This is a genomic window from Methanobacterium sp., assembly GCF_038562635.1.
GTDB lineage: Archaea > Methanobacteriota > Methanobacteria > Methanobacteriales > Methanobacteriaceae > Methanobacterium_D.
Window position 1 is genome coordinate 409,155 of the sequence record NZ_JBCFBO010000001.1, and the last position, 25,778, is coordinate 434,932.

19 protein-coding genes are annotated in these 25,778 nt (G+C 27.5%); 7 read left to right on the forward strand and 12 right to left on the reverse strand.

The features are described 5' to 3' along the window. The first annotated feature begins 486 nt into the window (after positions 1 to 486). Positions 487 to 1,917, forward strand: coding sequence for a flippase (locus AAGU07_RS01940; RefSeq protein ID WP_342457537.1), 1,431 nt, complete (start codon positions 487 to 489; stop codon positions 1,915 to 1,917). A gap of 48 nt (positions 1,918 to 1,965) precedes the next feature. Continuing rightward, complete coding sequence (locus tag AAGU07_RS01945) at positions 1,966 to 2,511, forward strand: hypothetical protein (protein WP_342457538.1); 546 nt, start codon at positions 1,966 to 1,968, stop codon at positions 2,509 to 2,511. Positions 2,512 to 2,531: 20 nt separating this feature from the next. Here AAGU07_RS01945 and AAGU07_RS01950 read toward each other — a convergent pair whose 3' ends face one another. Genes AAGU07_RS01950 through AAGU07_RS01965 form a run of 4 tightly spaced genes read right to left on the reverse strand, consistent with a single transcriptional unit; the run spans position 2,532 to position 8,356 of the window. Beyond that, positions 2,532 to 4,745, reverse strand: a complete 2,214-nt coding sequence (locus AAGU07_RS01950) for a DUF2206 domain-containing protein (protein WP_342457539.1) — start codon at positions 4,743 to 4,745, stop codon at positions 2,532 to 2,534. Continuing rightward, complete coding sequence (locus AAGU07_RS01955; RefSeq protein WP_342457540.1) at positions 4,738 to 5,880, reverse strand: glycosyltransferase family 4 protein; 1,143 nt, start codon at positions 5,878 to 5,880, stop codon at positions 4,738 to 4,740. Before AAGU07_RS01955 ends, AAGU07_RS01950 begins: the two co-directional genes overlap by 8 nt. A gap of 15 nt (positions 5,881 to 5,895) precedes the next feature. Next, on the reverse strand, positions 5,896 to 7,095 hold the full coding sequence (locus tag AAGU07_RS01960) for a glycosyltransferase family 4 protein (protein ID WP_342457541.1): 1,200 nt from the start codon (positions 7,093 to 7,095) through the stop codon (positions 5,896 to 5,898). Between the two features lie 55 nt (positions 7,096 to 7,150). Continuing rightward, complete coding sequence (locus AAGU07_RS01965; RefSeq protein ID WP_342457542.1) at positions 7,151 to 8,356, reverse strand: glycosyltransferase family 4 protein; 1,206 nt, start codon at positions 8,354 to 8,356, stop codon at positions 7,151 to 7,153. 1,123 nt (positions 8,357 to 9,479) lie between these two features. Between AAGU07_RS01965 and AAGU07_RS01970 the strand changes: the two genes are divergently transcribed. The 3 genes from AAGU07_RS01970 to AAGU07_RS01980 all read left to right on the forward strand — a co-directional run bounded on the left by AAGU07_RS01970 (position 9,480) and on the right by AAGU07_RS01980 (position 12,568). Beyond that, positions 9,480 to 9,920 carry a hypothetical protein gene (locus AAGU07_RS01970; protein ID WP_342457543.1) on the forward strand — a complete coding sequence of 147 codons (441 nt, stop codon included), beginning with the start codon at positions 9,480 to 9,482 and terminating at the stop codon, positions 9,918 to 9,920. A 136-nt stretch (positions 9,921 to 10,056) separates the two neighbouring features. Next, positions 10,057 to 11,307 carry an oligosaccharide flippase family protein gene (locus AAGU07_RS01975; RefSeq protein ID WP_342457544.1) on the forward strand — a complete coding sequence of 417 codons (1,251 nt, stop codon included), beginning with the start codon at positions 10,057 to 10,059 and terminating at the stop codon, positions 11,305 to 11,307. Then, a complete protein-coding gene (locus tag AAGU07_RS01980) occupies positions 11,297 to 12,568 on the forward strand; it encodes a Coenzyme F420 hydrogenase/dehydrogenase, beta subunit C-terminal domain (protein WP_342457545.1) in 1,272 nt (423 codons plus the stop codon). The genes AAGU07_RS01975 and AAGU07_RS01980 overlap by 11 nt, the downstream gene beginning before the upstream one ends. Before the next feature lie 4 nt (positions 12,569 to 12,572). On the opposite strand, the gene AAGU07_RS01985 is transcribed toward AAGU07_RS01980, so the two are convergent. Genes AAGU07_RS01985 through AAGU07_RS02010 form a run of 6 tightly spaced genes read right to left on the reverse strand, consistent with a single transcriptional unit; the run spans position 12,573 to position 20,654 of the window. Then, positions 12,573 to 13,814, reverse strand: a complete 1,242-nt coding sequence (locus tag AAGU07_RS01985) for a polysaccharide pyruvyl transferase family protein (protein WP_342457546.1) — start codon at positions 13,812 to 13,814, stop codon at positions 12,573 to 12,575. Next, positions 13,815 to 14,939, reverse strand: coding sequence for a glycosyltransferase family 4 protein (locus AAGU07_RS01990; protein ID WP_342457547.1), 1,125 nt, complete (start codon positions 14,937 to 14,939; stop codon positions 13,815 to 13,817). Then, positions 14,936 to 17,134, reverse strand: a complete 2,199-nt coding sequence (locus tag AAGU07_RS01995) for a DUF2206 domain-containing protein (RefSeq protein ID WP_342457548.1) — start codon at positions 17,132 to 17,134, stop codon at positions 14,936 to 14,938. Before AAGU07_RS01995 ends, AAGU07_RS01990 begins: the two co-directional genes overlap by 4 nt. A gap of 1 nt (position 17,135) precedes the next feature. Further along, positions 17,136 to 18,326: a glycosyltransferase gene (locus tag AAGU07_RS02000; RefSeq protein ID WP_342457549.1), complete on the reverse strand. Its 1,191-nt coding sequence runs from the start codon at positions 18,324 to 18,326 to the stop codon at positions 17,136 to 17,138. Further along, positions 18,323 to 19,519: a glycosyltransferase family 4 protein gene (locus tag AAGU07_RS02005; RefSeq protein WP_342457550.1), complete on the reverse strand. Its 1,197-nt coding sequence runs from the start codon at positions 19,517 to 19,519 to the stop codon at positions 18,323 to 18,325. Before AAGU07_RS02005 ends, AAGU07_RS02000 begins: the two co-directional genes overlap by 4 nt. A gap of 55 nt (positions 19,520 to 19,574) precedes the next feature. Beyond that, positions 19,575 to 20,654, reverse strand: a complete 1,080-nt coding sequence (locus tag AAGU07_RS02010) for an NAD-dependent epimerase/dehydratase family protein (RefSeq protein ID WP_342457551.1) — start codon at positions 20,652 to 20,654, stop codon at positions 19,575 to 19,577. 346 nt (positions 20,655 to 21,000) lie between these two features. On the opposite strand from AAGU07_RS02010, the gene AAGU07_RS02015 reads away from it, so the two are divergent. Next, a complete protein-coding gene (locus tag AAGU07_RS02015) occupies positions 21,001 to 21,939 on the forward strand; it encodes an NAD(P)-dependent oxidoreductase (RefSeq protein WP_342457552.1) in 939 nt (312 codons plus the stop codon). Positions 21,940 to 21,983: 44 nt separating this feature from the next. Here the strand turns inward: AAGU07_RS02015 and AAGU07_RS02020 are convergent, their stop codons facing one another. Then, positions 21,984 to 23,168 (reverse strand): nucleotidyltransferase family protein, encoded by a 1,185-nt coding sequence (locus AAGU07_RS02020; protein ID WP_342457553.1) that lies wholly within the window; start codon positions 23,166 to 23,168, stop codon positions 21,984 to 21,986. A gap of 111 nt (positions 23,169 to 23,279) precedes the next feature. Between AAGU07_RS02020 and AAGU07_RS02025 the strand changes: the two genes are divergently transcribed. Continuing rightward, positions 23,280 to 23,741: an FxLYD domain-containing protein gene (locus AAGU07_RS02025; RefSeq protein WP_342457554.1), complete on the forward strand. Its 462-nt coding sequence runs from the start codon at positions 23,280 to 23,282 to the stop codon at positions 23,739 to 23,741. A 50-nt stretch (positions 23,742 to 23,791) separates the two neighbouring features. Here AAGU07_RS02025 and AAGU07_RS02030 read toward each other — a convergent pair whose 3' ends face one another. Further along, complete coding sequence (locus AAGU07_RS02030; RefSeq protein WP_342457555.1) at positions 23,792 to 25,591, reverse strand: ABC transporter ATP-binding protein; 1,800 nt, start codon at positions 25,589 to 25,591, stop codon at positions 23,792 to 23,794. Positions 25,592 to 25,778 lie beyond the last annotated feature (187 nt).

Below are 25,778 nucleotides of genomic sequence, written 5' to 3' on the forward strand. Positions count from 1 at the left end.
GGATTAGTAACTATTTTAATATTTTTAATACAAAAATAATATTTATTAAATTTAATTAGATGAATTTAGTTTAATTTAAGCTATTATTTAATCTATTTGTTTTACTAAAACTTAAAATAAATAAAAAAAATAATATTATGTTAATATAAGTATTTTATACGATTATAAAACTTGTGATTATATATTAAAACATTATAAACCTAAATTATATAAATTAAAAGCTTAATAAATGGTATTATAAATTGGAATAAATTAAGTTATGTGAATTAAATAAATTAAGTTTAATACAATATATTGATATTACAAAAATACATAAAAACCAATAATATACTAATGTTAAAATTTTCTGGACAGGAAATAAGAACTACGCTTTATTATCTTAATAATAAAAGAAGATAATAAAAAAAGAAAATATAAATTAATTTCATTTTTGAGAACTTTAATACAATATTTAAAATAAATCTTGAAAATTAAAGGAATAATCATATGAACACAGTTCAAAGAATATTCAAAAATACAGGATTATTACTCATAGCATATCTATTAAGTTATGTATTTGCTTTTCTGTATACCATATACTCTGCACGTTATCTTGGAGTTGAAAATTTTGGTATTTTATCATTTGCCCTAGCTTTTACTGGAATCATAGGTATTTTAAGCGATTTAGGCCTAAATACACTTGTTACTAGAGAAATAGCAAGAGATAAAAATATTATAAAAGAGTATACAGGAAACATTATAACCATTAAATTAATTTTATCTTTGATTACATTTGGACTAATTATATTACTGGTTAATTTAATGGGTTACTCCCTGGAAAATCTATATGTTGTATATTTAATAGCACTATTTACACTATTTAGTAACCTTTCAATGTTTTTTTATTCAATTTTCCAGGCATTTGAAAAAATGGAATATCAATCTATAGGCCAGATTTTAAATAGTCTTTTGATTTTTACAGGAGTAATTATTGGAATAACCTACAAATTCGATCTTTTAAAATTTGCATTAATCTATTTTATAGCAGGGTTAATTGTTTTAGCATATGCTTATTCAACTTTTACCTGGAAATTTTTTTTATCCAAACCTAAATTTAACTGGAATCTATCCAAAATAATAATTAAGAGTTCACTGCCCCTTTCTTTAACTTTTATTTTTTCATTAGTATATTTTAAAATAGATTCTATAATTTTATCTTTAATACAGGGAAATATAGCAGTTGGAATATATACAGCATCATACAGCTTAATGGTGGCCTTAACATTTATTCCTTCCGTTTTTTCTCTTTCAATTTATCCTCTACTTTCTAAATTCCATATATCATCAAAAAAATCCCTTGAAGTTTCTTATCAGAAATCTTTTAAGTATTTATTTTTGATAAGTTTACCAATTGCAATGTGCACCACTTTCCTGGCTGATAAAATTATTATATTAATATATGGGACCGCGTTTGCTGAGTCAATTATTGCACTTCAAATTCTTATCTGGACTATTCCCCCAATTTTTTTAACATATATGTCCAGGACATTCCTTATATCAATAAATAAAGAGAATATACTTCTAAAAATACTTTTTATATGCATGATCATTAATATAACTTTAAATTTAATCTTTATTCCATATCTTAGTTATATTGGAGCTTCAATAATAACTGTAATTACAGAATTAACCTCTTTAGGACTATGTTTTTATTATATTTCTAAGTACATATGCAAAATTCAAATTCAAGATATTATAATTAAACCCATACTAGCCATAACAATTACTAGCCTATTGATTTATTATTTATCTGTTAATAACATAAATATAACCGTAATAACCGTTATATCGCTCATTACATATTTCTTGAGCTTAGTTTTGTTTAAAGTTTTTACAAAAAATGATATTAATCTGTTTAAAAAAATAATCAAAACTTAAGATGTTAATCAGTAATATATTGATTAGACTTAAAAGAGAGGTATTTTAATGTATAAAACTAGAGATCTAATAAATAAAGATTTATCTAGATATCATAAATATCACAATGATGATGAAATTTCAGTACATATGAATGTTTTCTATATTTTTGCTTATTTTGTCGTAAGTAGAGGATTTAGAGCAGTATTTTGCTACAGAATATCTAATTATTTATATAAAAATAATAAAAGCTTTTATTATCCTTTTAAATTCTTTGATTTAATCTTTAATTCAAGTGAAATATCAAGTAAAGCAGAAATTGGACCCGGCCTACTTTTACCTCATAATCAGTGTATAATAATTGGTGGAGGTAAACTAGGCAAAAATGTTTCAGTTTTTCAAGGAGTGACAATAGGTTTAAAGAAAAAATTAAATGAATATCCAACTATAGGAGATAATGTACAAATAGGAGCAGGTGCTAAAATTTTAGGTAATATAACAATAGGTAATAATTCAAGGATTGGTGCTAATGCAGTGGTGTTAAAAGACGTTCCTAATGATTCAATAGTGGCAGGAATACCTGCTAAGGTAATTGGAAAAAATTTAAAAATATAAATTTAAAGTAAACTCCCAACTCAATAATTACTTCTATAATATATCTGAGAAAAGCCATTAGAATACAATAAAGATTTATTATCTATAACCCCTTCAATATCTACATAATATCCTTCGCTTGATTTACTTGAATTTGAAACAAAAACAAGTTTATTTAGCGTGTTAAATTTTCCAATGAATATATAAGAATCAGGATAAACCCAAAAGTTATTATTTGGATTTAATGTTCTAATCATGCTTATATTCAACTCTAAACTCTTAAAAAGCTGCTGCCGATAAATATCAGTATAAGTTATATTACTATTTTTGAAATCATATAGCCATTTAGCGCATAAAACATCCTGATCACTGAAAACTGGATAATCAACACTGCTTATGGAAAAAGATGTAGGTTCATCCTGTGTAATTTCATAAATAAATCCTGTAAAAAATAAGAATAATAAAATCTGAAGGATGCTTAAAATTCTTATTGACATTTTTAAACTATCAGCAGTCCACTTCCTTTTGAAAACCTTGTATACAATTCTAAAACAATAAATTCCACCAACAACTGCAAATGGGGCTAAAAAGAATAAGGTTATATGGTAAATACGTGTCAAGTTAAGTGAACTTGCAAAGAATGGAAGTATTACACTTAAAATTAATATTCCCAAATTTATAAGGGCAAATAATACAAACACTGTTTTGAATTTATACTCATGATTTTTAATTACACTTAATATCCCCATAACAATAAATGCCTGAAATAAATAATTGATATATGCAGGTATCTTATGGAGAGGAGAAGATATACTAACTGTAAACGCTGTTAACCCCTGTGAAGTCTCTGGACTTAAAAAATCCATTGAAATACTATTTAAAATATGCACACCAATATCCAAAATTCTTTCAATTAGAAAAGAGCTTGAAACATAGAGGTACCATGATAATGCAAATATTATAAAAAACAAAATAAATGAAGAACTTAACATTTGCAGGTTATTATTTAAATTAGCAGTTAAACTTAACTTTATTTTTAATTTTTGGGCAGTATTTAATATTATATCCTTTTTCAATGCTTCAACAAGGATATAAAATACTAAAATGGACAGCATAACTATATAAGATAATCCATAATGAGAAATTATCATTGAAAATGAAAAAACAATGAATAAAATATTTCTTTTAAGTTTATTCATCTTTAAATCAATCATCAATAAAATTATCAGCATAAAAAATAGTTCTGCAACTTCCTGTCTGGCTAATTGAGGTAATTCCCTGTAAAAAGTGAATACTAACATGAAAAAGAAAACGGATAAAAATGCTATTTTTGCGTTGGTTTGCTTTTTAAAGATTAAATATAAACCTAACGGCACTAAAGCAAAGATCAAAGGATATATTATTTTTAAAACCCAAACTAAATTTAAGCTGCTTATCAAAGAGAGGATAGGTGCTAGAATTGTAATACTCAACATTGCATTTATTTCAAACGGCAGAGATAAGTTCCAGTAAGCATTGGCAATAACCAAATTTGATAAGTTATATTCCTGTAATATATCCCAACCCCATAAGTTCATGGATACCAATGACGTATGGAACAATAAAGATACAGCAATTACGAAAACTGCCAGTGGATACCATTTTACCCCGATTTTACCAAATGCCACCAAAATAACTACAAATGAAATAGTTATAATCATCAACATTAAAACCAGGTTATTTTGATAAAAATTCATTAAATAAGTGCCGATTACAGCAAAAAAAGGTATAATGAATAAAAATAAAGGTGAAGGGGATAAGAAGTCTTTCAGGTTTATATATTCCTCATTACAGTAATTTTTATCCATGATATAACTTAAAAGGCATAAGATTAAAACAAGAGCTGAAATAGTTACTATTAAATAAGGTAATGAAATAGGGCTTAATATCCCTAAAATTGGATAAATCAGGTTCATAATGAACCCAATGCACATTATACTTGTAATGCTTAATCCTACAGAATACAAGAGTGTTTCAACACTGTTTAGATCATGCAGCCTGAGAATCCTTAAAATTAAAATACCCGGGACAAATAACAGGTATATTACTGCAGTAACTTCCCTTAAGATAGGAATATGTATACCTACACGATCTAATACTAAAAAAATTAATAAAAAAGTTTGAATAACAAGTATAGTGTTTAGAAACTTATATATTCCCCAGTTATTCATTTTGAAGAAATTTAACATTTTAACTGGTTTATCACTTTTATCCATTGATATTCTCCAGAACTTCCACTAATTTTTGGCCCTGGTTTTCCCAAGAAAATTCTTTAGATAATAATCGTGCATTATTTCCAATTTTTCTTCTCATTTTCTCATTTTTTAATAAAAAACGGATATTTTCAGCAAAATCTTCTTCATTATCAGGATCACATACTAAAGCCGCACTATTTTCTTTTAATATTTTCGAAATCTCATCAACTTCATCAATAACCATGGCTTTACCAAATGCCATATACTCTAAAACTTTAATAGGGCATGCCACTTCAGTACAAATATCTTGAGGGAACGGTAAAAGCATTATTTGTGAACTTGCTATCATTTCATAAGCTTGTTCTAATGGGACATATCCAGTAAAAACTATATTAGATAGTTTGTATTTATCTACAAGATCTTCTAATTTTTGACTGTAAATGCCACCCCCAACTATATAAAATGTAACCTCTTCATTTTTTAGAACTTTAGCCACATTAACTATCTTATCTGCCCTTGCCCACTTGGCAAGATTACCTACAAATGTTACTGCACCTTTTTTCTCTTTAATTACTTTTTTTGAAACTTCTATGACTTTAGAATTGAAATAACCGTTAGGTATAACTGTAATTTTTTCTTTTTGTACATTAAATTCTGTAATAATGAATTGTGCCATGTTTTCAGAAACAACATTTATCTTAAAAGCTTTTTTTAAGGCTAACTTCTCCAAAAACCTAATAAGTTTTTTATAAATTCTTTTTGAAATATACCATGGAGGCGCAGCATAATCAATTTCACTGAAATGTATCCCATGAACATCTAAAATGTAATTAGAGAACCCAAAAAGAGCAAAATATCCACCTAAAGGACTTGTTTCAATAATTAAAGGATTATTCCTTAATTTTTTTGCTTCTTTAATTAGGGAAAATGTTCTATTAAAAATATTTAATACAGATCCTCCATTATATGGTATAGCCATATGAACCATATTAATCCCATCTAGTTCAAATGATATGTTACCATTAGGCTTTGGTGTCAAAAGGGTGACATTAAATCCATTTTTTTGAAGTTCGGTTGCAAATGCTATTGTTCTTATAACATCACCGCTCATTTTACTCAGATCCATATCAGCAACCAGAGTTATTTTTTCCCTCATGAAACACCCCAATTATTAAACAACCCTATTGTATACCTCAATTATTCGTTTAGCATATCCATTCCAGGTCCACTCTTCTTCTATAAGACGTTTTCTACTGTTTTTTCCCATTTCAACCATTAAATCTTCATTTTCGAGTAAAATTTTAATTCTCTTTGATAATGCAATCGAATCTTTTGAATTTACAAGAAACCCATTATAACCATCTTTAATTTGTTCAGGAACCCCATCTACATCGGTAGCAATAACTGCACATTCACTGGCCATTGCCTCATAAATGGCAATTGGCCTACCTTCAGCTAAAGACGGTAAAACAAAAATATCCGCTATAGAATACCATTTTAACAATTCATCTCCCCTAACTTCGCCTAAAAAAGAAATTTTATCTTTTAAATTTAATTTATTAGACAAATTTAAAAGTTTGCTTTTCTCAGGGCCATCTCCTATAATTATAATCTTAAAATCTTCTTTGTAGGATGTCTCTAATAAAGAAATTGACTCTAAAAGATAATTAACTCCTTTTCTTTCAATTAAAAGCCCTACAAAAAGTATAATTTTTTTTTCTTTTATTTTAAATTCTTCTTTTATTCTATCTTTATCCCTAGGCTTGAATTTATTTGTATCAACACCCATAGGAACTGATTCTATTTTTTCATCATTTATCCCCAAATCTTTAATCATATCCCTTAGACTATCACTAATGCATATAATTTTACTGGAATAATTCAAAGTCTCCATAAATTTTGTATTAACAGAAGGATGATTTAACCATGTTAAAACAGAATCAGAACTATGAATATCGATTACAAGAGGTACAGACCATTTTTCACATAAATCTATCATCCCATATCCATCAGGATATGATTGGTGAGAATGGACAATATCATGCTTACTTAGATTATTTAGCACATATTTAGGAATAGATTGCTTATAAAATTCTCCAATTACACTATAAAATAATTTTTGAGGCAGCATATAAAGAAATCTTGGCCTATGAATCTTTCCTTCTTCACAGCATTCAATTAAAGGGAGTTTTGTAAGGTTACTATATGGAAAAAACTTAAATGGAAGTGAAAACGGCAGTGGTGTAACAACTTCAGTTTTAACATTATCCATTTTAGAAATTGCTATATTAGCAGCCCTATTCCAAGGTGTCCAATGAAAAAATTCATTAGGATAATTTGCTGACACCAATAACGTTCTAATTTGATTCATGTTATACCAACTTTTACACTACTTGTAAATAATTTGACGCATATTTGATATTAATTCAACTTAGTTGTTCTATACATTTTTTAAGCTCAAAAGCTATATTTTTACGGTCATAATGTTGTTTAACATATTCTCTTCCTGCTTTTCCCATTTCAATTAATTTCTGGTGATCATCTAATAACCCATTAATAGTTTTTGCAATTTCTTCTGGGGTATCATCTGTAATTATTCCTCCTCCTGACTCCCTTGCAAGATTTACTACCTCACCAATACCACTTGCAACAAAAGGAACACCGCATGCCATGTATTCATAAGTCTTTACTGGGGCCATATAATTCAATGTTTTTAGTTTTTTCATAGGTGCAATTCCTATTAAACTCTCCGAAATAACTTTTGGAACATTTTTTCTTGGAATTAATCCCTTAAAAATCACTATATTTCCTAAATTATGTGATAAAGTAAATTTTTCTAAATTTTCTTTAGTATCACCATCTCCAACAATAAGGAGTTTAATGTCGTGTTTTTTTACGATAAATTTCATTGCTAGAATATATTTTTTTAAGTCTTGAGCATGGCCAATATTACCTAAAAATAAAATATGATTCTTTTTTTTAACACTGCATGGATAAAAAAAGTCAGTATCCGCGCCATTAGGAATTAAAACTATCTTTTTATTTGTCTGGTACAGATTTACTATATTTTTGGACAGTTCTTTTGTAGTAGCTAAAATCATATCTGTACGGGAATAACAGATTTTTTCAAATTTTCTGCTAATTTTCTCAGGTAGAGATCCTTCTTTAAGAAATCCTAAAGCTATAGATGCATCTATCCACGAATCTCTAGAATCAATAATCCATTTTTTATTTAATATCACCTTTGAAAATAGTCCAGTTATAGCAGTAAATATTGGAGGATTAGATGTTATAATTAAATCAAATTTATTAAAATAGAGAATAGTTAATATAGAAGCATGTAATGGGAAAATTAAATAATAAAACATTCTACTTACAAATCCTGGGTCTTTAGATGTAGACTGCCATGACCATATATTAAATAATTTAATGCCCCCACTATTTTTTAATTTCAGGATTTTCCAATTTCTTTCAAATGTTCTGGTTGGAAATGAAGGATGTGGAGCGAAAATGATGGGCTTTACATCTAATTCATTTAAATTATACGCTAATTCTGATATCCTAAAAGCATTAGCTGATTTTTCTGGAGGAAAATGCTGTGTAATAAAAAGTACTTTCATTTTTTGATTCATTTTTAAACCTATTACCTGCATTTTAAGACAATCTTCGGCCTCAGTCATAGATTTTTAATATTTAATCATACCTCTTCAAGTACCAGTAATCAATACATAATTTCTTTATAAATTCCCACAATAAGTCCACTATTATTTATTAACCAATTAATAATTCATACTCCTCATATTAAGTTTTTGCTAAGATATTATGATTTTTAGTTAATTCAAACAGGCATATTGATATATTTATTCATACAAAAGTATTATATTAATTTATCTGTTATATTAATCGTAGTTATAGTAATAAATTATATATAAAACATTAATATTAAGTATCAAATACTTAGAATTAGTATTATATATTTTAAGTAATATTCATAACATTATAACAAATTAAATCTTCATTAATTTAAAAAAAATATCCCAAATAATGTATAAAATAGCAGATAAATGTAATTAAAGAAAAATATAACTTATCAAAGCCATTAATCATCTAAATTCTCAAAAATTACCCAATAAGTTACATTATACCAAATATTCATGTTTTTTGAGTACTTACTTCGGTTTATAATACTCCAAATTTATATGATTCATCTATCTTTGAGATTATTTAAACTATAAAATTCTAGTTTAATTAAAACAAATAACATTTTCAGAGCCCTGTAATTTAGTAAACAATCTTTATTTTTACTGTTTTAAAATTACACTTCTTTCAATATTATCCAAGCTGCTGACAAACCATTGGCAAGTGTTTTTTTAAACCATGTAAAGTTTATCGAGCAAATATTTTCATCTCTACATCTCCTAATTAGGTATGGTCCTGATGTTCTCATTTTTATAAAATTCACGGGCTCTTAATGTTATACTCAATGATGACTGGCATATCACGCTGCTTGCAATGTGTCCTGCTGTAGTTGTTTATTTTGTTTTGTTTGGTTTAAAAATAGGAGAAGTATAAAATAATTCTGTTTAAAAATTTAAGCCGCGGCAAAAATTAGTAATATTATTTAAAGCGTGGATATGTTTCTATTTAATATTATTATACTATTACTTATGCAATCCATGCAAACAGTGACAATTTGTTTAATATAATAATGACAATATTTATATAAACGTGAAAATAAGATACTAATTGAGACTTATGTTTAAACGAGGAATGGATAATAAGGGGCAGTTATCAGTAGAATATCTATTACTGCTGGTCGTAATTTTCGTTGTTTTTGGGGCTATGATCACCTATTTGGTTGGGCCTTCTATAGATTCAGCTAATGATATTTCTGATGTGTCTGGCGCAAGTAATGCTGTTAATACTATTGCAAATGCGGCTAACATTGTTTATGCCAATGGACCTAATTCAAAAAGGACAATACAAATTTATATTCCTCAAGATATGATAATTACAACATCTTACAATGGGGTTAGCGCTAATATTACATTATCTAATGGTACAATCAAGACGGTAAGTGCAAAAACATCTTATCCATTGCAAGCAAATACATTCAACGTTTCAAAGGGAAATAAAAAAGCACTTGTTAGATGGTATACTGGAGACCCCTATTTAGCTAATTATATTGGAAGTTAAGTATAATTATCACTATTTTTTCAAGTACTTCACTATTTCATGAACATAATCTATTTTTCATGCAATTATAACATATTTAACTTTAAAAATGTTACATTAATCCATTGTTCATAAATTTAAAAATTGAGTGTTAATAATGAATCTAAAAACTAAATATTTTAATTATTTTAAGTTATATATTAATGACCCATTAAATAAAAATTCAATTTTTTTAATCCTATATTCTTTAACAAGTGCAGGTTTTGGATTTATATTTTGGATATTAGCTGCAAAATTATATCCTCCAGAATACGTAGGCATTTCAACCGCTTTAGTATCCGCCATGACATTAATATCAACATTATCATTATTAGGACTTGATCAAACAACAATAAGATTTATTCCAGAGGGAAATAAAAGTCAAATATTTAGCAATTCTCTCATTATTACATTTTTGTCATCATTATTATTATCAATTATATTCCTTTTAGGTGTCAATATATGGTCCCCTCAATTGATTATTGCAAAAGAATATCCAATTTTATTCATTTTATTTGTTTTATTCACTTCTTTAACAAGTATAAGTGGAATATCTTTAGTTGCGCTTAGAAAAGCCAAATATTATTTTGTTCAAGGAATCTTAATGAGCTCCAGAGTTATATTTTTATTTTTATTCATGATTTTTGGAGTTTTAGGTATATTTTATGCAATTGGAGTATCTTATCTTTTTGCACTAATATTTTCATTAGTTATCCTTTTTGTAGTATTTAAAATACAATTTAAAGGTATAAATAAAGAATTTCTAAAGAAGTCATTTAAATATTCTACTGGAACCTACATTTTTGGCTTGTTTAATTCTTTACCTACACTCTTACTTCCCATATTAGTTTTAAATATTTTAGGACCAGCAGCAACTGCATACTCTTATATAAGTTTTACAATTGGCTCATTAATCTACATATTTCCAACTTCATTCGGAACATCATTGTTTGTTGAAGGCAGCCATGGTGTATCCTTAAAGAAAAATACTTTAAAATCATTAATTTCAGTATTCGCAATTACAACTCCCTTAATAATTATTTTATATTTCTTTGGAGGAATTCTATTAGGATTAATAGGTAAAAATTATAGTACTAGCGGAATAGAGCTTCTTAAACTAATCATTTTATCCACATATTTTGTTACTATATGTCAATTATATTATTCAATAAAAAAAGTACAAAATGATATAAAAAAATTAATTTTAGTTAGTGGTTTTAATTTTATAGCATTAATTATATTAAGTTATATACTCATGATAAAAATAGGAATAATGGGTATTGGATATGCATGGCTAATTGGATATGGGTTATCTAATTTGTTAATAGCCTTTATTATTAAAAAAGAAAAGTGGTTTAATGATAAATAAAAATATTTTGGAGATTACTGAAAACAATCTTTGTACTGGTTGTGGAACTTGTATCCCTTTATGTCCTTCAAAAGCAATTAAAATACAAATAAATTCCAAAAAGGGCATTTATATTCCTAATGTTAATAAATTAAAATGTAATGGATGTGGAATTTGTTATCAAATATGTCCTGGTTCTGAAATTGACTTTGAAGGTTTAAATAAGGACATATTTAATAAAAAAATTGAAGATCCGATAATTGGAAGCTACATTAAATCATTCACAGGTTATTCAAAAGATCCCCATATTAGATACAATTCTTCATCAGGAGGTTTAATAACACAAATCTTAATTTTTGCATTAAATAATAATATAATTGACGGTGCATTAGTTACTCGAATGAGAAAAGATAAACCTTTAGAACCAGAACCATTCATTGCCCGTACAGAAGAGGAAATCATAGAAGCCTCAGGATCTAAATACTGTCCCGTACCAACCAATATGGTCCTTGATGAAATCATAAAATCAAGTAATGAAAAGTTTGCAGTAGTAGGATTACCTTGTCAAATAACTGGAATAAGAAAAGCTGAATTAATAAATAAAACATTGAAAGACAAAATTATTTTACATATAGGCATACTATGTAATCATACTCCTAATCTAGTAGCAACTGAATATTTCTTATATAGTAAAAAAATAAACAATAATAATATTAAAAAAATTAACTATAGATCTGGAGGCTGGATACCAAAGATGGAAATTACTTTTAAAAATAATGAATCTATTTTAGAAAACTATTGGGGAGATGGATTTGGACAGTTTTTTTATCCAATAAGATGCACATTATGCTGTGATATATTTGCTTTATTATCGGATATTTCATTTGGAGATGCATGGTTGCCAGAGATAGAAAAAATTGACAAAATAGGTACTTCACTTATAATTATCAGAAATTCGAGAGGAGAAAATATATTAAAAAAAGTCTTATCAAAAGATAAATTAACATTAAATCCATTGATTCATGAAAAATTGTTAAAATCACAATTTGATAAAGTTTATTTTAAAAATATATCTTTAATTACACGTATGAATATTCTAAAATTTTTTAGAAAGGAAATACCATTCTATAAAATTCCAACTTATAATTACAACTACAAAAATACAGATTACTTAAACTCAATATTTCTTTATATTATCTTAAATGTTTCATTAAAAAGATATATGTGGCCATTAATGACTAACCTAATAAAAATTTTCAAAAAAATCAAAAAAATAGAATGATATTCTATTTTTTGTTGTTAACATTTAAAAACTCATCTACAAGTTCTATATTCTGAAATGCACACTTTTTTAATTTTCTAACATTATATTCTAATGTTTTTTTGATTTCAAATCTGTTATTCCACAAAAGATCAATTTTTGCTGTAATATTCTCCTTATTAATCTCATGAAAATCATAAACATAATCATCTACATCTAACATTTCCATTATACCATAAAATTTATGACTATAACTTATAGCTAACGTAGGAACATGCATCGAAGTTGCAGCTATATTTGCATGCATTCTTGCACCTATAAATAGATCACATTTACTAATAATTCCCTTTGTTTCCTCTGCAGAGTATTCTCCATCAATTAAAACCATATTATCCTTATTGACAACTAAATTATAAATTTCTCTTGATACGAACCTATCATCAATACTATTGCTTGTAACGTGGGGTATAAAAACTATATTTGCAGAATATTTTTCAACTAAATAATCCGCCAAATAAGCCATTAATTCTATATAAGAATTAGAATGTTTAGGGTTTCTATCAAGTTCAAAAATAAGTTGGCTAACTGAAATTCCAACTATATGTTTCTTATTTAAATTCAATCCTTCATTCGATGCTATTTGATTAATTACCGATGATTTCTCGGGTTTTAATAAAAATGCAGAATCTGCAGTTAAATATATCTTATTATTTATTCCAATAGACATCAAATAATCTCTAGAAATTTTTTCTCGAACTATGAGGATATCAACTCTATTCAAAAAAAATTTAGATAATTTTTTGGTTAATATAGTATTAAATGGACCAATAGACTGTGCAAATATTACAATAGGTTTATTTAAAAGTTTACATAATAAAATATCATAACAAGATGCCAATGTTTCTATAACTCCATAATCATCACTGAATCCATCCCCACTTAAATCTAAAATAATATCTGATTCTTTAAATTTTTTTAAAAATGCATTCAATATCATTTCGTTCGTATCAAATTTTAGTTTATTCAATACATAATAAAAGAAAGACAGTAAAATATTGCCTAAATAGTTTAAAACACTTGTACTATATTTACTAACTTTTACATCATATTCAACTGCTTTTTTGGAATCTTCATCTGGAAAAATGGATAATAATATAAAATCTGAATTTTCAATACATTCTCTAATAGATTTTATCGTACTTACTAACATTGCCTCTGAGCCTTTATTTTTTGAAAAAGTTGCACCTAATAATAATACCTTTGACATTTATTCACCGTCCATAACATATGCAACAGCCTCTTTAAACCCATCAATCATATTTTCATATCTAAAATTATCTTCAATAATTTTTTTAGAGTTAAAACCCATTTTTTTTTCTAATTTTAAATCAGAAATTATCGTTTTCATTGATATAAACAATTCATCAACATCTTTTTCAGGTACTATAAATCCATTTTCACCTTTTTTTACCATATCAAAAGCTGCACCTACAGCATCACTGACTATTACAGGTTTTCCAAAATACATTGCTTCATTAACAACAAATACCCATGGATCTTTCATTTTACTAGATACCGAAGGTATGACACAAATATTACAAATAGAATAATAACTATCTAAATCTTTATTTTCGACTTGTCCAACAAAATAAACAGAATCACTAATTCCTAATTGTTTGGTCATAAATTCTAGATTTTTTTTATAGTTTCCGTCACCAACTATAATTAATAAAACATTATCAAATTCATTCCTAAGTTTGGTAAAAGCATTTAATAAAAAATCAATACCTTTACGTTCAACTAAACGACCTACATATAAAATTATTTTTTTATTGTCAATCTTAAATTTAGTTCTTAAGTTATTAATAGTTAAATTACTATCATTTTCATTTATATCACTAATATTTGGGACAATAAATATCTTTTCACACGTAACATCTAATGATATTAAATATTCCTTATGTTTAGAACCCGGAACTATTAAAGCATCTGAATAATTAGCAATAATCTTCGAAACTTTAGATGAAATCTTTCTTCTAATGGAACTATTATCTCCTCCCCAGTCTTCAGTCCAAAGTATAATTGGTTTTCTCATAATTTTTGCATAAATAAAGGATAAAATACAGTTGAATTCCAATGAATCAACGATTACATCATAATCTTGTTTCAGTAGTTCATTAATTATTTTAATATACCTAAAATGATTTTTTAAAATATTATAATTCATAAATTTTATTTTTTGTATCTCTGGTGAAATATCTATTTTATAAAGATTATAAGCAATTTCAATTTGCTTAAATACTAATCTGATATTATATAAATTGTCTAATATCCTAAAAAATGGTGTTCTATATGGCATTAACGTATTATGAAAAAACAATATTCTTTTCATTTATATATCTCCGAATCTCCATCTACATATATTTTATTTTTATAATAGAATTCATTATAAAAAGAAGTATTTTGTATATTCTGTTCTAAATAAGGTCTTTCAATTGATAATTTCTGAGTTGGAATTATCTGTAATTTTCCATCAACATTCAATTTTCTAAAAAATATAAATTTATTTTCCAGAGATTGACTTCCCGATTCTCTAAAAACTAATATTCTTATTTTTGGATAAATATAGCCTCTTAAAATTTGTCTTCCAAATATATCTGTAAATACTTTTGAATTATTATCATTACTCATTACTTGTTTTAAGAAATAAGCACCTTGTATTTCTCCTTGCGAATATACATATACCGATTCCTTATAATTTTCATTGGTAGACAACGAAATTGAATTAGGATTAGGATCGTTTGTTATCTGATGGATCACTCCTGAATCTAATAATAAGAACACTACTAAAAAAATTGACGCAACCTTTAAATAATTTGAGAAGTTTCTTTTTGTAGATTTTCTTTTAGTAATAATCCTTAAAAAATCCAGAAGAATAATAAACCCAATAATTAAAAATGGAGATAAAAAAATTAACATTAAATAAAATAATCTCAAAGTTCCAAAGTTACCAGAGTACTCGGGAATAATAATCGAAGCAGCTATTGCTAAAAAACTATATAATGATAAAAATAAATATTCAATTGTAAAATTGAAACTATTCAATGAAATTGTATATTTATTAATTCTATTTTTTAAAAATTTTACTTTTTTAGAGATATAATGTAATATAACAGCTAATAGACCTATAGCAACAAAAAATTCTGCCATTAAATAAATGTATTTCAATATTGAATATAAGAGAGATGTAGTACCTGCTAAAACTGTAGCTAAGCCTTCAGTTGAGCTTGGATCTAAAAAATCTGAATAAAAACTATTAATCATATGATTAAATATGTTTACAATATTATTAAATGAAGAAGAACCTGATGCATACATGTACCATGCTACTACAAATACTAAAAAGAAAAGTACTCCAGTTATATTAGTTCTTTCTTTATTTTTTATTAATATTAAAGAAATAAATAATAAAACTATAAATAATGAAAAGAAATATGATAACGCATAATGTGAAACAACTAAAGAAAAACTAAAAAATACAAATAAAAATGAATTGTTAAATGAAATCTCACGCTTATCAAAAATTAATAATATTAATAAAACAAAAAAAAGCTCCCCAATTTCTTGTCTTGCTAAAGAAGGTAATACACCATAAAATCCAGATACAAACATAAAGAATAGAGTAGCTAAAAATGCAACTTCCTTATTTGTATTTCTTTCAAATAATAAAAATAAACCTAAAGGTACAATTGAATAAATAATTGGATATATTATTTTAAAAACTGAATCTAGACTAAGATTACAAATTATGGAGTATATAATAGGTAATGAAACAATACTTAACATTCCATTGACATCTGATGGAATTGAAAAATTCCATACAGTAGAAGTAGCTACTAAATTAGCAAAATAATATTCTTCATAAATATCTGATCCCCATAATTGAGATGAAATTAAAGAACGATGCAATATAAGAGCTAATGAAACCATTAAAATAGCTATTGGGAAAAATTTTGGATCTATTTTATTAAATAAAAAGGGTATTAATGAGATAAGTATAAGCAACACAAATATTACGTAATTAAGATTATAATAATTCATGAGATAAGTGCCAAAAATAGCTAATACTGGTAAAAAACATAAAAAGATCACAGTAGGATTTAAACTATTTAAATTAATAAAATTTTCATTAAAATAACTTTTATCATCAAAAATATAACATAAAACTAATAAAACCATTACTATTGCACTTAAAGATATTAATAGATTGAAAAGAGAGAATGGATGAGAAAGTCCACTAAAATTAAGAAAAAAACCGGTAAACATGACAATTCCAATACTTAAACCGCAAGAATATAGTAATACACATATATTACCAAGTTTAGGTATTTTTAAAAGTCTCAATACAAGTATACCTGGCACAAATGTTAAATAAATAAATCCAATAATTTGTCTTAATACTGGAATTTGAAGCCCAATTTGATCTAAACCTATAAGACCTAAAATCATTAGTTGCATGGCTAATATTAATCGAATAAATTTAGCTATTTCCAAATGTCCAATTTGAATAAAGTTTCTAATTTGCAATTTAGCCCTCATTAAGTTCATAATAAATATTTTCAAATTTTTTAGAAATTTGATCAAAATTTAGATTTTTGATAATGAATTTACTTCCATCAATTATCAATCTCTCATATTTTCTCTCATGAGTAATTATAAATTTCATTTTTTCCTTTAAATCTATTATATCGCCATATTTAACTATATATCCACACCCTAAACTATTAATCAAATCACTGCATCCACAATTATCTGTGACTATTACAGGAGTACCACATAATAACGATTCTAACGGTACTAAACCGAATATTTCATAATATGAAGGATAAACTAACAAATTAGAATCTACATATGCTTCTAATTTATCAGTACCATATAAGGGGCCTATTATATCAACTTTGTCAGTAATATGAAATTTTCTTATTAAATTTTTCAATGTAGAAAGGTATCCATGATCTGGACCAACAATTACAAGTTTTACATTTTCCATTTCAAAGGTTAAATCTTTAAAAGACTCTAAAAGAATATTAATACCTTTAGTACTGTCAATTCTTCCCAAATATAAAATAATTTTTTCTTCATTTTTTATTCCATATTTACGCCTAAAATTTCCATTAACAGGCAAATTTTCGTATTCAGATGCATCAATTGAATTCTCTATAATCTCAATTTTGTTTTTTTCAACTCCAAAATTTGTATACTGATCAAATTCTTGATTATTTATTGCTATGAGTTTTGATGCACCTTTGATAAGTCTATCTTCAAAAATTTTGTTAAATATAGACTTTAAAAAAGTCATTGATTTTTTTTGATTTCCAATCAATTTAGGTGAGGATCCATGACCTTGTATAATATAAGGAATTCCATATTTTCTTGCATAATACCAAATATAAATATGTGGAATACCTCTCCATTCATGTAAATGAACCAAGTCAAAATTTTTTAGATTCTTCTTAATTTTAAAAAGCATAGAATTAGATAAATGTAATTTAAAATTATTTGCAATCCAATTATTTGAACAATTAAAATATTCAACATTTACATTTTCTTTAAATTTAATTTTATATTTGTCTTGTAATCTACCATCAATACCAACATCAGTTGTGTATATACTAACTTCATGTCCTTTTTCAGCTAATTTAACAGACAAATCATGAACTACCCTTACAGGTCCTCCATATTCCCATGCAAAATAAGGTATAACTTGTAAAATCTTCATTTACTACACTCGTTTGCTAGATTATTTAAACAATCTTCGAATTGAGATAGAATCAATTGCCAATCATGATTTTGAATAAAATTTTTAGCCCTAGATCTATTTAATTCAATATCATCTTCAGTTAAAGCTAAAACTTGATCTATAACATTTTGAGGTTTGTCAACATATAAAACTCCACTTTCCTCACCAAATTCTTTCATTACACCAGGTAATTCTGTGGATATTACGGGTTTATACATAGCCAAATATTCATACATTTTTATTGGTACTATATCTCTCATTATTTCATTATTATATGCAGGCAATAAACATATATCTGCACTTGCAATAAGTTTTGGAATATCATTATACGGCATTAAACCAGTCATGATAACTGTATCTTCAAGTTTCAGCTTCTTAACTAATGATTTTAATTCTAAATAAGAATCTCCTTCTCCAACTATCATAAGCTTAATATGAGGCTTAGATTTTCTGACCTTTGAAAGTTCTAAAATAACTTCTTTAAGACCTGAAAATTCATAAATCCAACCCATAAAAAATAAAAGTAAATCATCATCCGAAATACCATAATTCTTCCTAAATTGATTGGAATCTATTGTTAAAGGATTAAATCTATTAAAATCTATCCCTCCAGGTATAATATCAGTTATCGATTCATTTGCACCTAAATTTACAACTTGTTCTTTTAAAACTTCATTAATGACCAGAATATTGGAGGAATTCTTTATTATGTTTTTTTCTATAGATTTAGCAACTGGTTGAAATGGTTTAAATGGAATAAGCGTATGAATGATATCAGTCCAATAATATATAAATGGAATTTTCCTCTTTCTTGCGTAGTGCATTCCCCAATAATTACTTAAAACACTTGTAACACCTATAACAATATCTGGTTCAAATTCGTTTATTGATTTCTTTATCTCTGATCTAGAAGATAGTAAAAAAGAAATATAATCTAAAATTTTCATTTTTATGAACGGTGGTTTAATAAAAGTTACATTAGCCCCTTTATAAAACCGTTCTACATTTTCAGATACTTCTCTTTTAGATAAAAGTCCTTTGCCATCCCATAGTTGATCAAAACCAATAACAACTATCTCATGTCCTTCCAGAGATAATAATTCCATTAGATGATGTTGTTGATGAGGCCCCTTTTTAGTCCAGTCAGCATCTTGAACCAATAGTATTTTCATATTTTCACTCGATTTAATTTGTAAAAATGTCAAATCATGTAAGTATTTAACTTACTCACACTCTTGAACAACTAGTATCTTTACTTGAATCATCGTTATATTTCAATAAGTCCTTTTTATCCATAGAGTTAGTAGTTAAATCAAATTCTGCACTTCTTTCAATATTATCCCAGTTATCTACAAACCATTCATATGTCTTTTTCAAACCATCATTAAATGTCATTTTAGGTTTGTAGTCAAGTAGAGCCTCAGCTTTTTCAATTGATGAGAGCAATTTCGTTTTTGCATCCCAGTTTCTACGAGGTGCGTATTTTATACCTTCTTTGTTACCTGTAAGCCTATTTACAGTGTTTGCCATGTCTATAACCTTATGATCCTTAGCTGATCCAAGATTTATGGCCTCACCAATAGCTTCTTCTTTAATTCCCATGGCAAGCAGTCCATCGACTATATCTTCAACATATGTCCAGTCTCTTGTTTCTGATCCGTCACCAGTAATAGGGAGTGCATTTCCAGTCATGGACCAGTAGAAGAAATTCGGAATTACATTTCTGTATTTTCCAGGTACCTCTCCAGGGCCAAAAACATTGAAAAAACGAGCATTCACAATAGGAAGATCATATAAATTATGGAAATAATTAGTGTAAAGCTCGCCAAGAAGTTTTGTAACCTGGTAAGGAGTATGAAGGCTTATTGAAATATCGTGTTCTTCAAAGGGCATTTTAGAGTCCAGTCCGTAAACTCCACATCCTGAAGAAGAATAAACAAATCGTTTAACTCCAATAAGTTGAGCATACTGTAATACTTTTAAAATTCCAATTCCGTTTACCATCAAGTCTTTCTCAGGGTTATCTACAGAATTTTGATTTGCAAAATGAGCAGCTAAGTGAAACACATAATCTGGCTTCTCTTTAAAAGCTCTTTTTAAGGAAGCATCATCCAGAATGTCCCCTTTTATAAATTGAATATTATCATTTTGTGGAATATTCCACTCATATGCTGACGATAAGTTATCCAAGATTATTACTTTTTCTGCATTTAATTCTGCAATTTTACGGGAAAGGTTGCTTCCAACACAACCTGCCCCACCTGTAATTAATACTGTTTTTTCTTCATATTCATTCAATATATTCATGTTTGTCCCTTTCATACCATTATTTAATATATTTATTTGTAATTATGCAAACAAATTATAATTAAAAAGACCATTGGAGTAAATTATATTTTATAATAGTTAAAAGGAAGTAGTATAAAACTTTTCGTTGAGATAATACTTAAAATTTTTATTATTTAGTCAGATAATACTTTTTATGATTAAATATATAAAAAATAGATAATTTTTAAGGATTTTTTATTAAAGCAGTTATGCATAAATACTATCTCATTAAATAGCACTTTTTATAATTAAATGAATAAAAAAGAAATGCTTTTTAGTTAGTATTAAAAATATTAACTCATTTAAAACATTTAAGATGATTAATATGGAAACTCAAAAGATATTGGTAACTGGTGGAGCAGGATTTATAGGTACAAATCTTGTAAATGAATTAAAACGCAGAGGACATGAAGTAACAGCACTTGATTTACTTCACAACAATAGAGATGACTATATAAGGGCTGATGTTAAAAATTACAGGCAGATTGAAAGAGTCTTTGAAAAGAATAAATTTGATTATGTTTATCATCTTGCAGCAGAATACGGCCGTTGGAATGGTGAAGGTTACTATGAAAACCTCTGGGAGACTAATGTAATTGGAACTAAACATATGATCCGTCTGCAGGAACAGTTAGGTTTTAGAATGATATTCTTCTCTTCAGCAGAAGTCTACGGAGATTATAATGGAGTTATGAGCGAAGATGTAATGGAAAAGAATCCTATAAAAGACACATACCAGATGAATGATTATGCAATAACCAAATGGGCGGGAGAGTTAATGTGCATGAACTCTGCTACCATGTTTAATACAGAAACAGTTAGAGTAAGGCCTGTAAACTGCTACGGACCACATGAACAAGTACACCCATATAAAGGATTTATTCCATTATTTATATACCATGCGCTGTTCAACAAACCATATACCGTGTATAAAGGCCACAAAAGGATAATCGATTATGTTGAAGATACTGCAAGAACATTTGCAAACATTGTGGATAATTTCAAACCCGGAGAAGCCTACAACGTAGGTAGCAAACAGGAATGGGAATATGATATAAAAGAGTACTCAGATATGGTTTTAAATGCTGTTGGACGTGACGACTCAATTGTTACCTATAAAGAAGCAGAAGACTTCACAACAAAAGTAAAAACAATAGACTTCACAAAAGCAATAAAAGACTTAAAACACAACCCGCAAGTTCCACCAGAAGAAGGGATCAAAAAAACCGTAGAATGGATAAAATGGTATTATAGGATAAAATAAAATTTCCATCATTTATTTTTTTTTATCTGATTTAATAATAAATTTTAGTAGAGCGAATCTTTACCATATCTTTTTAGTAATAGAATAGGACGAATCAAATAGTACAATGGAAATAAAAATTCAGGTAATGATATTTCTGTAAAATCAACATAAGTAGGTCTTGTTAAACCATTAATACAATCTTTAATACTGTCTATTTTATTTTCTCTTTTCTTTAAATCTAAAAAGAATTTTTCAAATATGTTTACTGATCTATTTTGTTCAAAAAGTCTTTTTTTAATTTGAAATGAAATTTCTATTATGGATCTATCTAAATTTAAATAATTTAAAATTTCACGAGGAAGTTCTAAATCAAAAAGATCTTTAGCTAAAGAAAGATTAATTAATAATATTCTTTTTAAGCCTAGTTTTTCTGCATTTTCTAAAGTTTTAGACCAATTAATATTTTCATGTCGTATAAACTCTGAAATATCACATATCCAAGATAAACTACTCCAATCATGTTTTGCACAATGTACACATAATATTAAAAGCTGGCTAACAGGAGAGAATATCTTAACTTGGAAACCATTAAGATTAAATGTATTTAACTTGTTTGATAAATCATTTGAATTAGAAAATGAAAAGAAATTACCTTCAAATCTCCATTTAATTTCAATTAAAATGTTTTTATTATTTATAAATTGATATTCCTGTTCTAATTTCATATAAAAAGAATCTGTAATAACTATAGGAACATATAATTTATATTCATTATTTATCATAATATTCTTGACATTTAAAGCATCTGTTTGATTAATCAATATATCAATATCACCAAATTGACGTAACCCAATATTTCCATAAACCATAGAAGCCAAAACAGGCCCCTTATATGGAATCGCAGTTATACCCTCAGATTCCAGTAATTCAAGAATTTTAATGAGTTCTCCTGTCATCATTAAATTTTTACGTACATTTGCATTAAAATTATCCTTAAGCTCGCCTAAAATATCTTCAGGAACCATTTCAGGGCATATAAAATTAAGATTATGATATAAAAGTGGCAATAGTTTATGCATTGATGCTAAGTTTAATAAATAATCCCAATCTAATTTATTTTGAATTAAAAACCAAAGTTTATCTCTAATTTCAGGATTCACATCAGTTCTAGCGCAGCAGAGAAGAAGTTCATCTTCAGGGCGCAGCCTTATAACTTCATATTTATGAGTTGCATTAAATATCGACATTTTTGTGACCTGCGTAACATTTCAACAGTAATCTATTTATCAAACTATCTTATATTAATTTATAAATCTAACACACGTTTCAGTATTACTAAAGGCTTAAGGAATATTAAAATGGCTAAAAAACTAAATTTCAATAAAAAAATTTTGATACCCATCATATTCGTTGCCGCTTTAATGCTGGCTGCAACTGGAATCGTACTTTTGGCAGGGACATCAGGTTTTGCAATAAATACCACAGCCAACAGCACATTCGGTGAAAAAATTATTTCTTTAGATGCCATACATATTTTAAATAATAGTACAATGGACACTTATGAGTACAATAATACTAAATATTCATATCTAGAAGGTTACGTGCATAATAACAATGAATACGACGCCTTTAGTGTTGTAATGAACGCAACTGCATATGATGAATCAGGTAATGTGTTTGCCAGTAACAGCACAGTTCATATAAAATATAAAAATATTCCAGCAGGTGGAGAGTCCTATTTTTATGTTATCTATCCCGATCCAGACCAAAAAATTACGCGAATTGAAGTAAATGTCATTGGTGCAAAATCAGAACTTTAGATTTCCACTTAAAGTTTATTTTTTTCAATCTAAATCATTATAAAAATAAATCAAGATTGCAATTCATACAACGCCCTAAAATGCCCATTTTCCCTTTCTAAAAGGTCACCCCAAGTTCCAGACTCAATAAGATTTCCTTTTTCTATTAAATGTATAGTATCTGCATGTTTGATCGTAGATAAGCGGTGTGCTATAACCAGCATAGTTATATCTCCATGGAGTTTTTCAATTGAACCTATTATCTTTTTCTCATTTTTAGAGTCTAAATTGCTGGTTGCCTCGTCAAGTATTAAAAGGGCAGGTTCGCACAGTAAAGCTCTTGCTAAAGCTAACCTCTGCCTTTCACCACCAGATAATAATACACCACGGTCTCCAATTAAAGTATCTAAACCCTCAGGAAGTTTTAAAACAAATTCATCTGCAGAAGCCAGTTTTAAAGCACTTATAATTTCTCCTTCAGATGCACCCTGTTTTGCAAGCAGTAAATTGTTGCGCACCGTGTCATTAAATAGAAATGTTTCCTGCGCTACATACCCTATTTGACTCCGCCACGCCGAAAGATTATCTCCAGATAAAACATTGTTATCAATAAGTATATGGCCATTTTCAGGAGTTACAAGCCCCATAACCATGTCTGCAATTGTACTTTTTCCAGCACCGGATAAACCAACAAGAGCTGTAGTTTTACCTGTTTTAATGGTTAAGTTTAAATTCTGGAGGCTGAAAGATTCATTTGAATTATCATATGAAAATGAAACATTTTCAAATTTAATTTCACCGTGCAGTTCCACATTACCTGTTTTTAATTTCAGCTCTGAAAATTCTTCACATTCTTTCTCCAGATCTATGATGGTTGCAAAGGCAGGTATCATGTTTATAAAATATTGATAACTCCTTTGGACAATTGAAAAGCGGGGGATCATACGGACAAAAAGGAAAAGGAGGATTAAAAGCTCTGCTATGGAGAGTTTCATAAAGCTTATCAAAATGAACACGATGATGCTTAAAATAACCACAGAACCTACATCAAACAGGAATCTAACATCAGCATAACTTTTAACTGCGTCAATATATTTTCCTGCAACGCTGTCTGCCACATTCCCAAATGTTTCTATGTTCTTTTCTTCCATGTTGAAGCTTTTAATGGTTTTCATCCCATCTAAATGCTGAATAGTAGAGGAGTACATGTTTTTGGAAGTATCAGACAAAGCTTCGCCACTTCGCTGTGCATAACTGGTCCTCCTTTTAAGTAAAAGTAGAAGAATGATACCCACTAAAAAAATCAGACCTGTTATTAACCCAGATAACTCTAGTGCAAATACAAGATAAACAGCTAAAACAAAAATACTTGCAATTAAAGAAAGAAATTGATTGGTTCCAACCCCTATTCTTTCAATTTCATAAGTTAAAGCATGTGCAAAATCAGATGACCGCTTCTGCGTGAAAAAAAGCCAGTTAGAACTAGTAATTGCATTAAATAAACGTTTTCTTAGATATGCTGCAAATTCATACTGGATTTCAGAGCTTTTGAGTGTCTGTAATTTATAGAAAAATGCATTCACGCTGATTATAATTACATATATTACCAGCACAATTCCAAGTGTAGGTTTTATCCCAATATAACTAAAAAATAGAGAGATAAAACCTGCTATTTGGCCCAGTGCACCTTGTTGAACATCTAAACCAACTAATTGAAGTAAAGGTACAAGTAAAAGGAGTCCAATACCCTCTGTTAAACTGACAATAACCATCAAAGCCAGTACAAACACAGATTTTTCAGGCATTAACCTGGTTAAATCAGTGATGTATTTCCAGATATAATTATTTGCCCCTGATTTTTTTCCAGCCATAAGATCAACGAAGAAGTTATAAATTCTGTATATGTACAAATTAGATGTACTATATAAATTAATTTTCACAGTCAATTTGATTTAACTGCGAATAATTTCACAAGTTGTAATATTTCCAAGTAAAATTAACTTTGTAGAAATCATCGATAATATTCCATAAATTTCATACAGTCATTTTATTAAATAT

Bases quoted from the DNA above. Each gene is read 5' to 3' on its own strand.
- AAGU07_RS01985 (WP_342457546.1), bottom strand. From the start codon at position 13,814: ATGTCAAAGGTATTATTATTAGGTGCAACTTTTTCAAAAAATAAAGGC.
- AAGU07_RS01940 (WP_342457537.1), top strand. From the start codon at position 487: ATGAACACAGTTCAAAGAATATTCAAAAATACAGGATTATTACTCATA.
- AAGU07_RS01945 (WP_342457538.1), top strand. From the start codon at position 1,966: ATGTATAAAACTAGAGATCTAATAAATAAAGATTTATCTAGATATCAT.
- AAGU07_RS02030 (WP_342457555.1), bottom strand. From the start codon at position 25,591: ATGGCTGGAAAAAAATCAGGGGCAAATAATTATATCTGGAAATACATC.
- AAGU07_RS01955 (WP_342457540.1), bottom strand. From the start codon at position 5,880: ATGAGGGAAAAAATAACTCTGGTTGCTGATATGGATCTGAGTAAAATG.
- AAGU07_RS01970 (WP_342457543.1), top strand. From the start codon at position 9,480: ATGTTTAAACGAGGAATGGATAATAAGGGGCAGTTATCAGTAGAATAT.
- AAGU07_RS02000 (WP_342457549.1), bottom strand. From the start codon at position 18,326: ATGAAGATTTTACAAGTTATACCTTATTTTGCATGGGAATATGGAGGA.
- AAGU07_RS01960 (WP_342457541.1), bottom strand. From the start codon at position 7,095: ATGAATCAAATTAGAACGTTATTGGTGTCAGCAAATTATCCTAATGAA.
- AAGU07_RS02025 (WP_342457554.1), top strand. From the start codon at position 23,280: ATGGCTAAAAAACTAAATTTCAATAAAAAAATTTTGATACCCATCATA.
- AAGU07_RS02005 (WP_342457550.1), bottom strand. From the start codon at position 19,519: ATGAAAATACTATTGGTTCAAGATGCTGACTGGACTAAAAAGGGGCCT.
- AAGU07_RS01990 (WP_342457547.1), bottom strand. From the start codon at position 14,939: ATGAAAAGAATATTGTTTTTTCATAATACGTTAATGCCATATAGAACA.
- AAGU07_RS01980 (WP_342457545.1), top strand. From the start codon at position 11,297: ATGATAAATAAAAATATTTTGGAGATTACTGAAAACAATCTTTGTACT.
- AAGU07_RS02020 (WP_342457553.1), bottom strand. From the start codon at position 23,168: ATGTCGATATTTAATGCAACTCATAAATATGAAGTTATAAGGCTGCGC.
- AAGU07_RS01965 (WP_342457542.1), bottom strand. From the start codon at position 8,356: ATGAATCAAAAAATGAAAGTACTTTTTATTACACAGCATTTTCCTCCA.
- AAGU07_RS01950 (WP_342457539.1), bottom strand. From the start codon at position 4,745: ATGGATAAAAGTGATAAACCAGTTAAAATGTTAAATTTCTTCAAAATG.
- AAGU07_RS01975 (WP_342457544.1), top strand. From the start codon at position 10,057: ATGAATCTAAAAACTAAATATTTTAATTATTTTAAGTTATATATTAAT.
- AAGU07_RS02010 (WP_342457551.1), bottom strand. From the start codon at position 20,654: ATGAATATATTGAATGAATATGAAGAAAAAACAGTATTAATTACAGGT.
- AAGU07_RS02015 (WP_342457552.1), top strand. From the start codon at position 21,001: ATGGAAACTCAAAAGATATTGGTAACTGGTGGAGCAGGATTTATAGGT.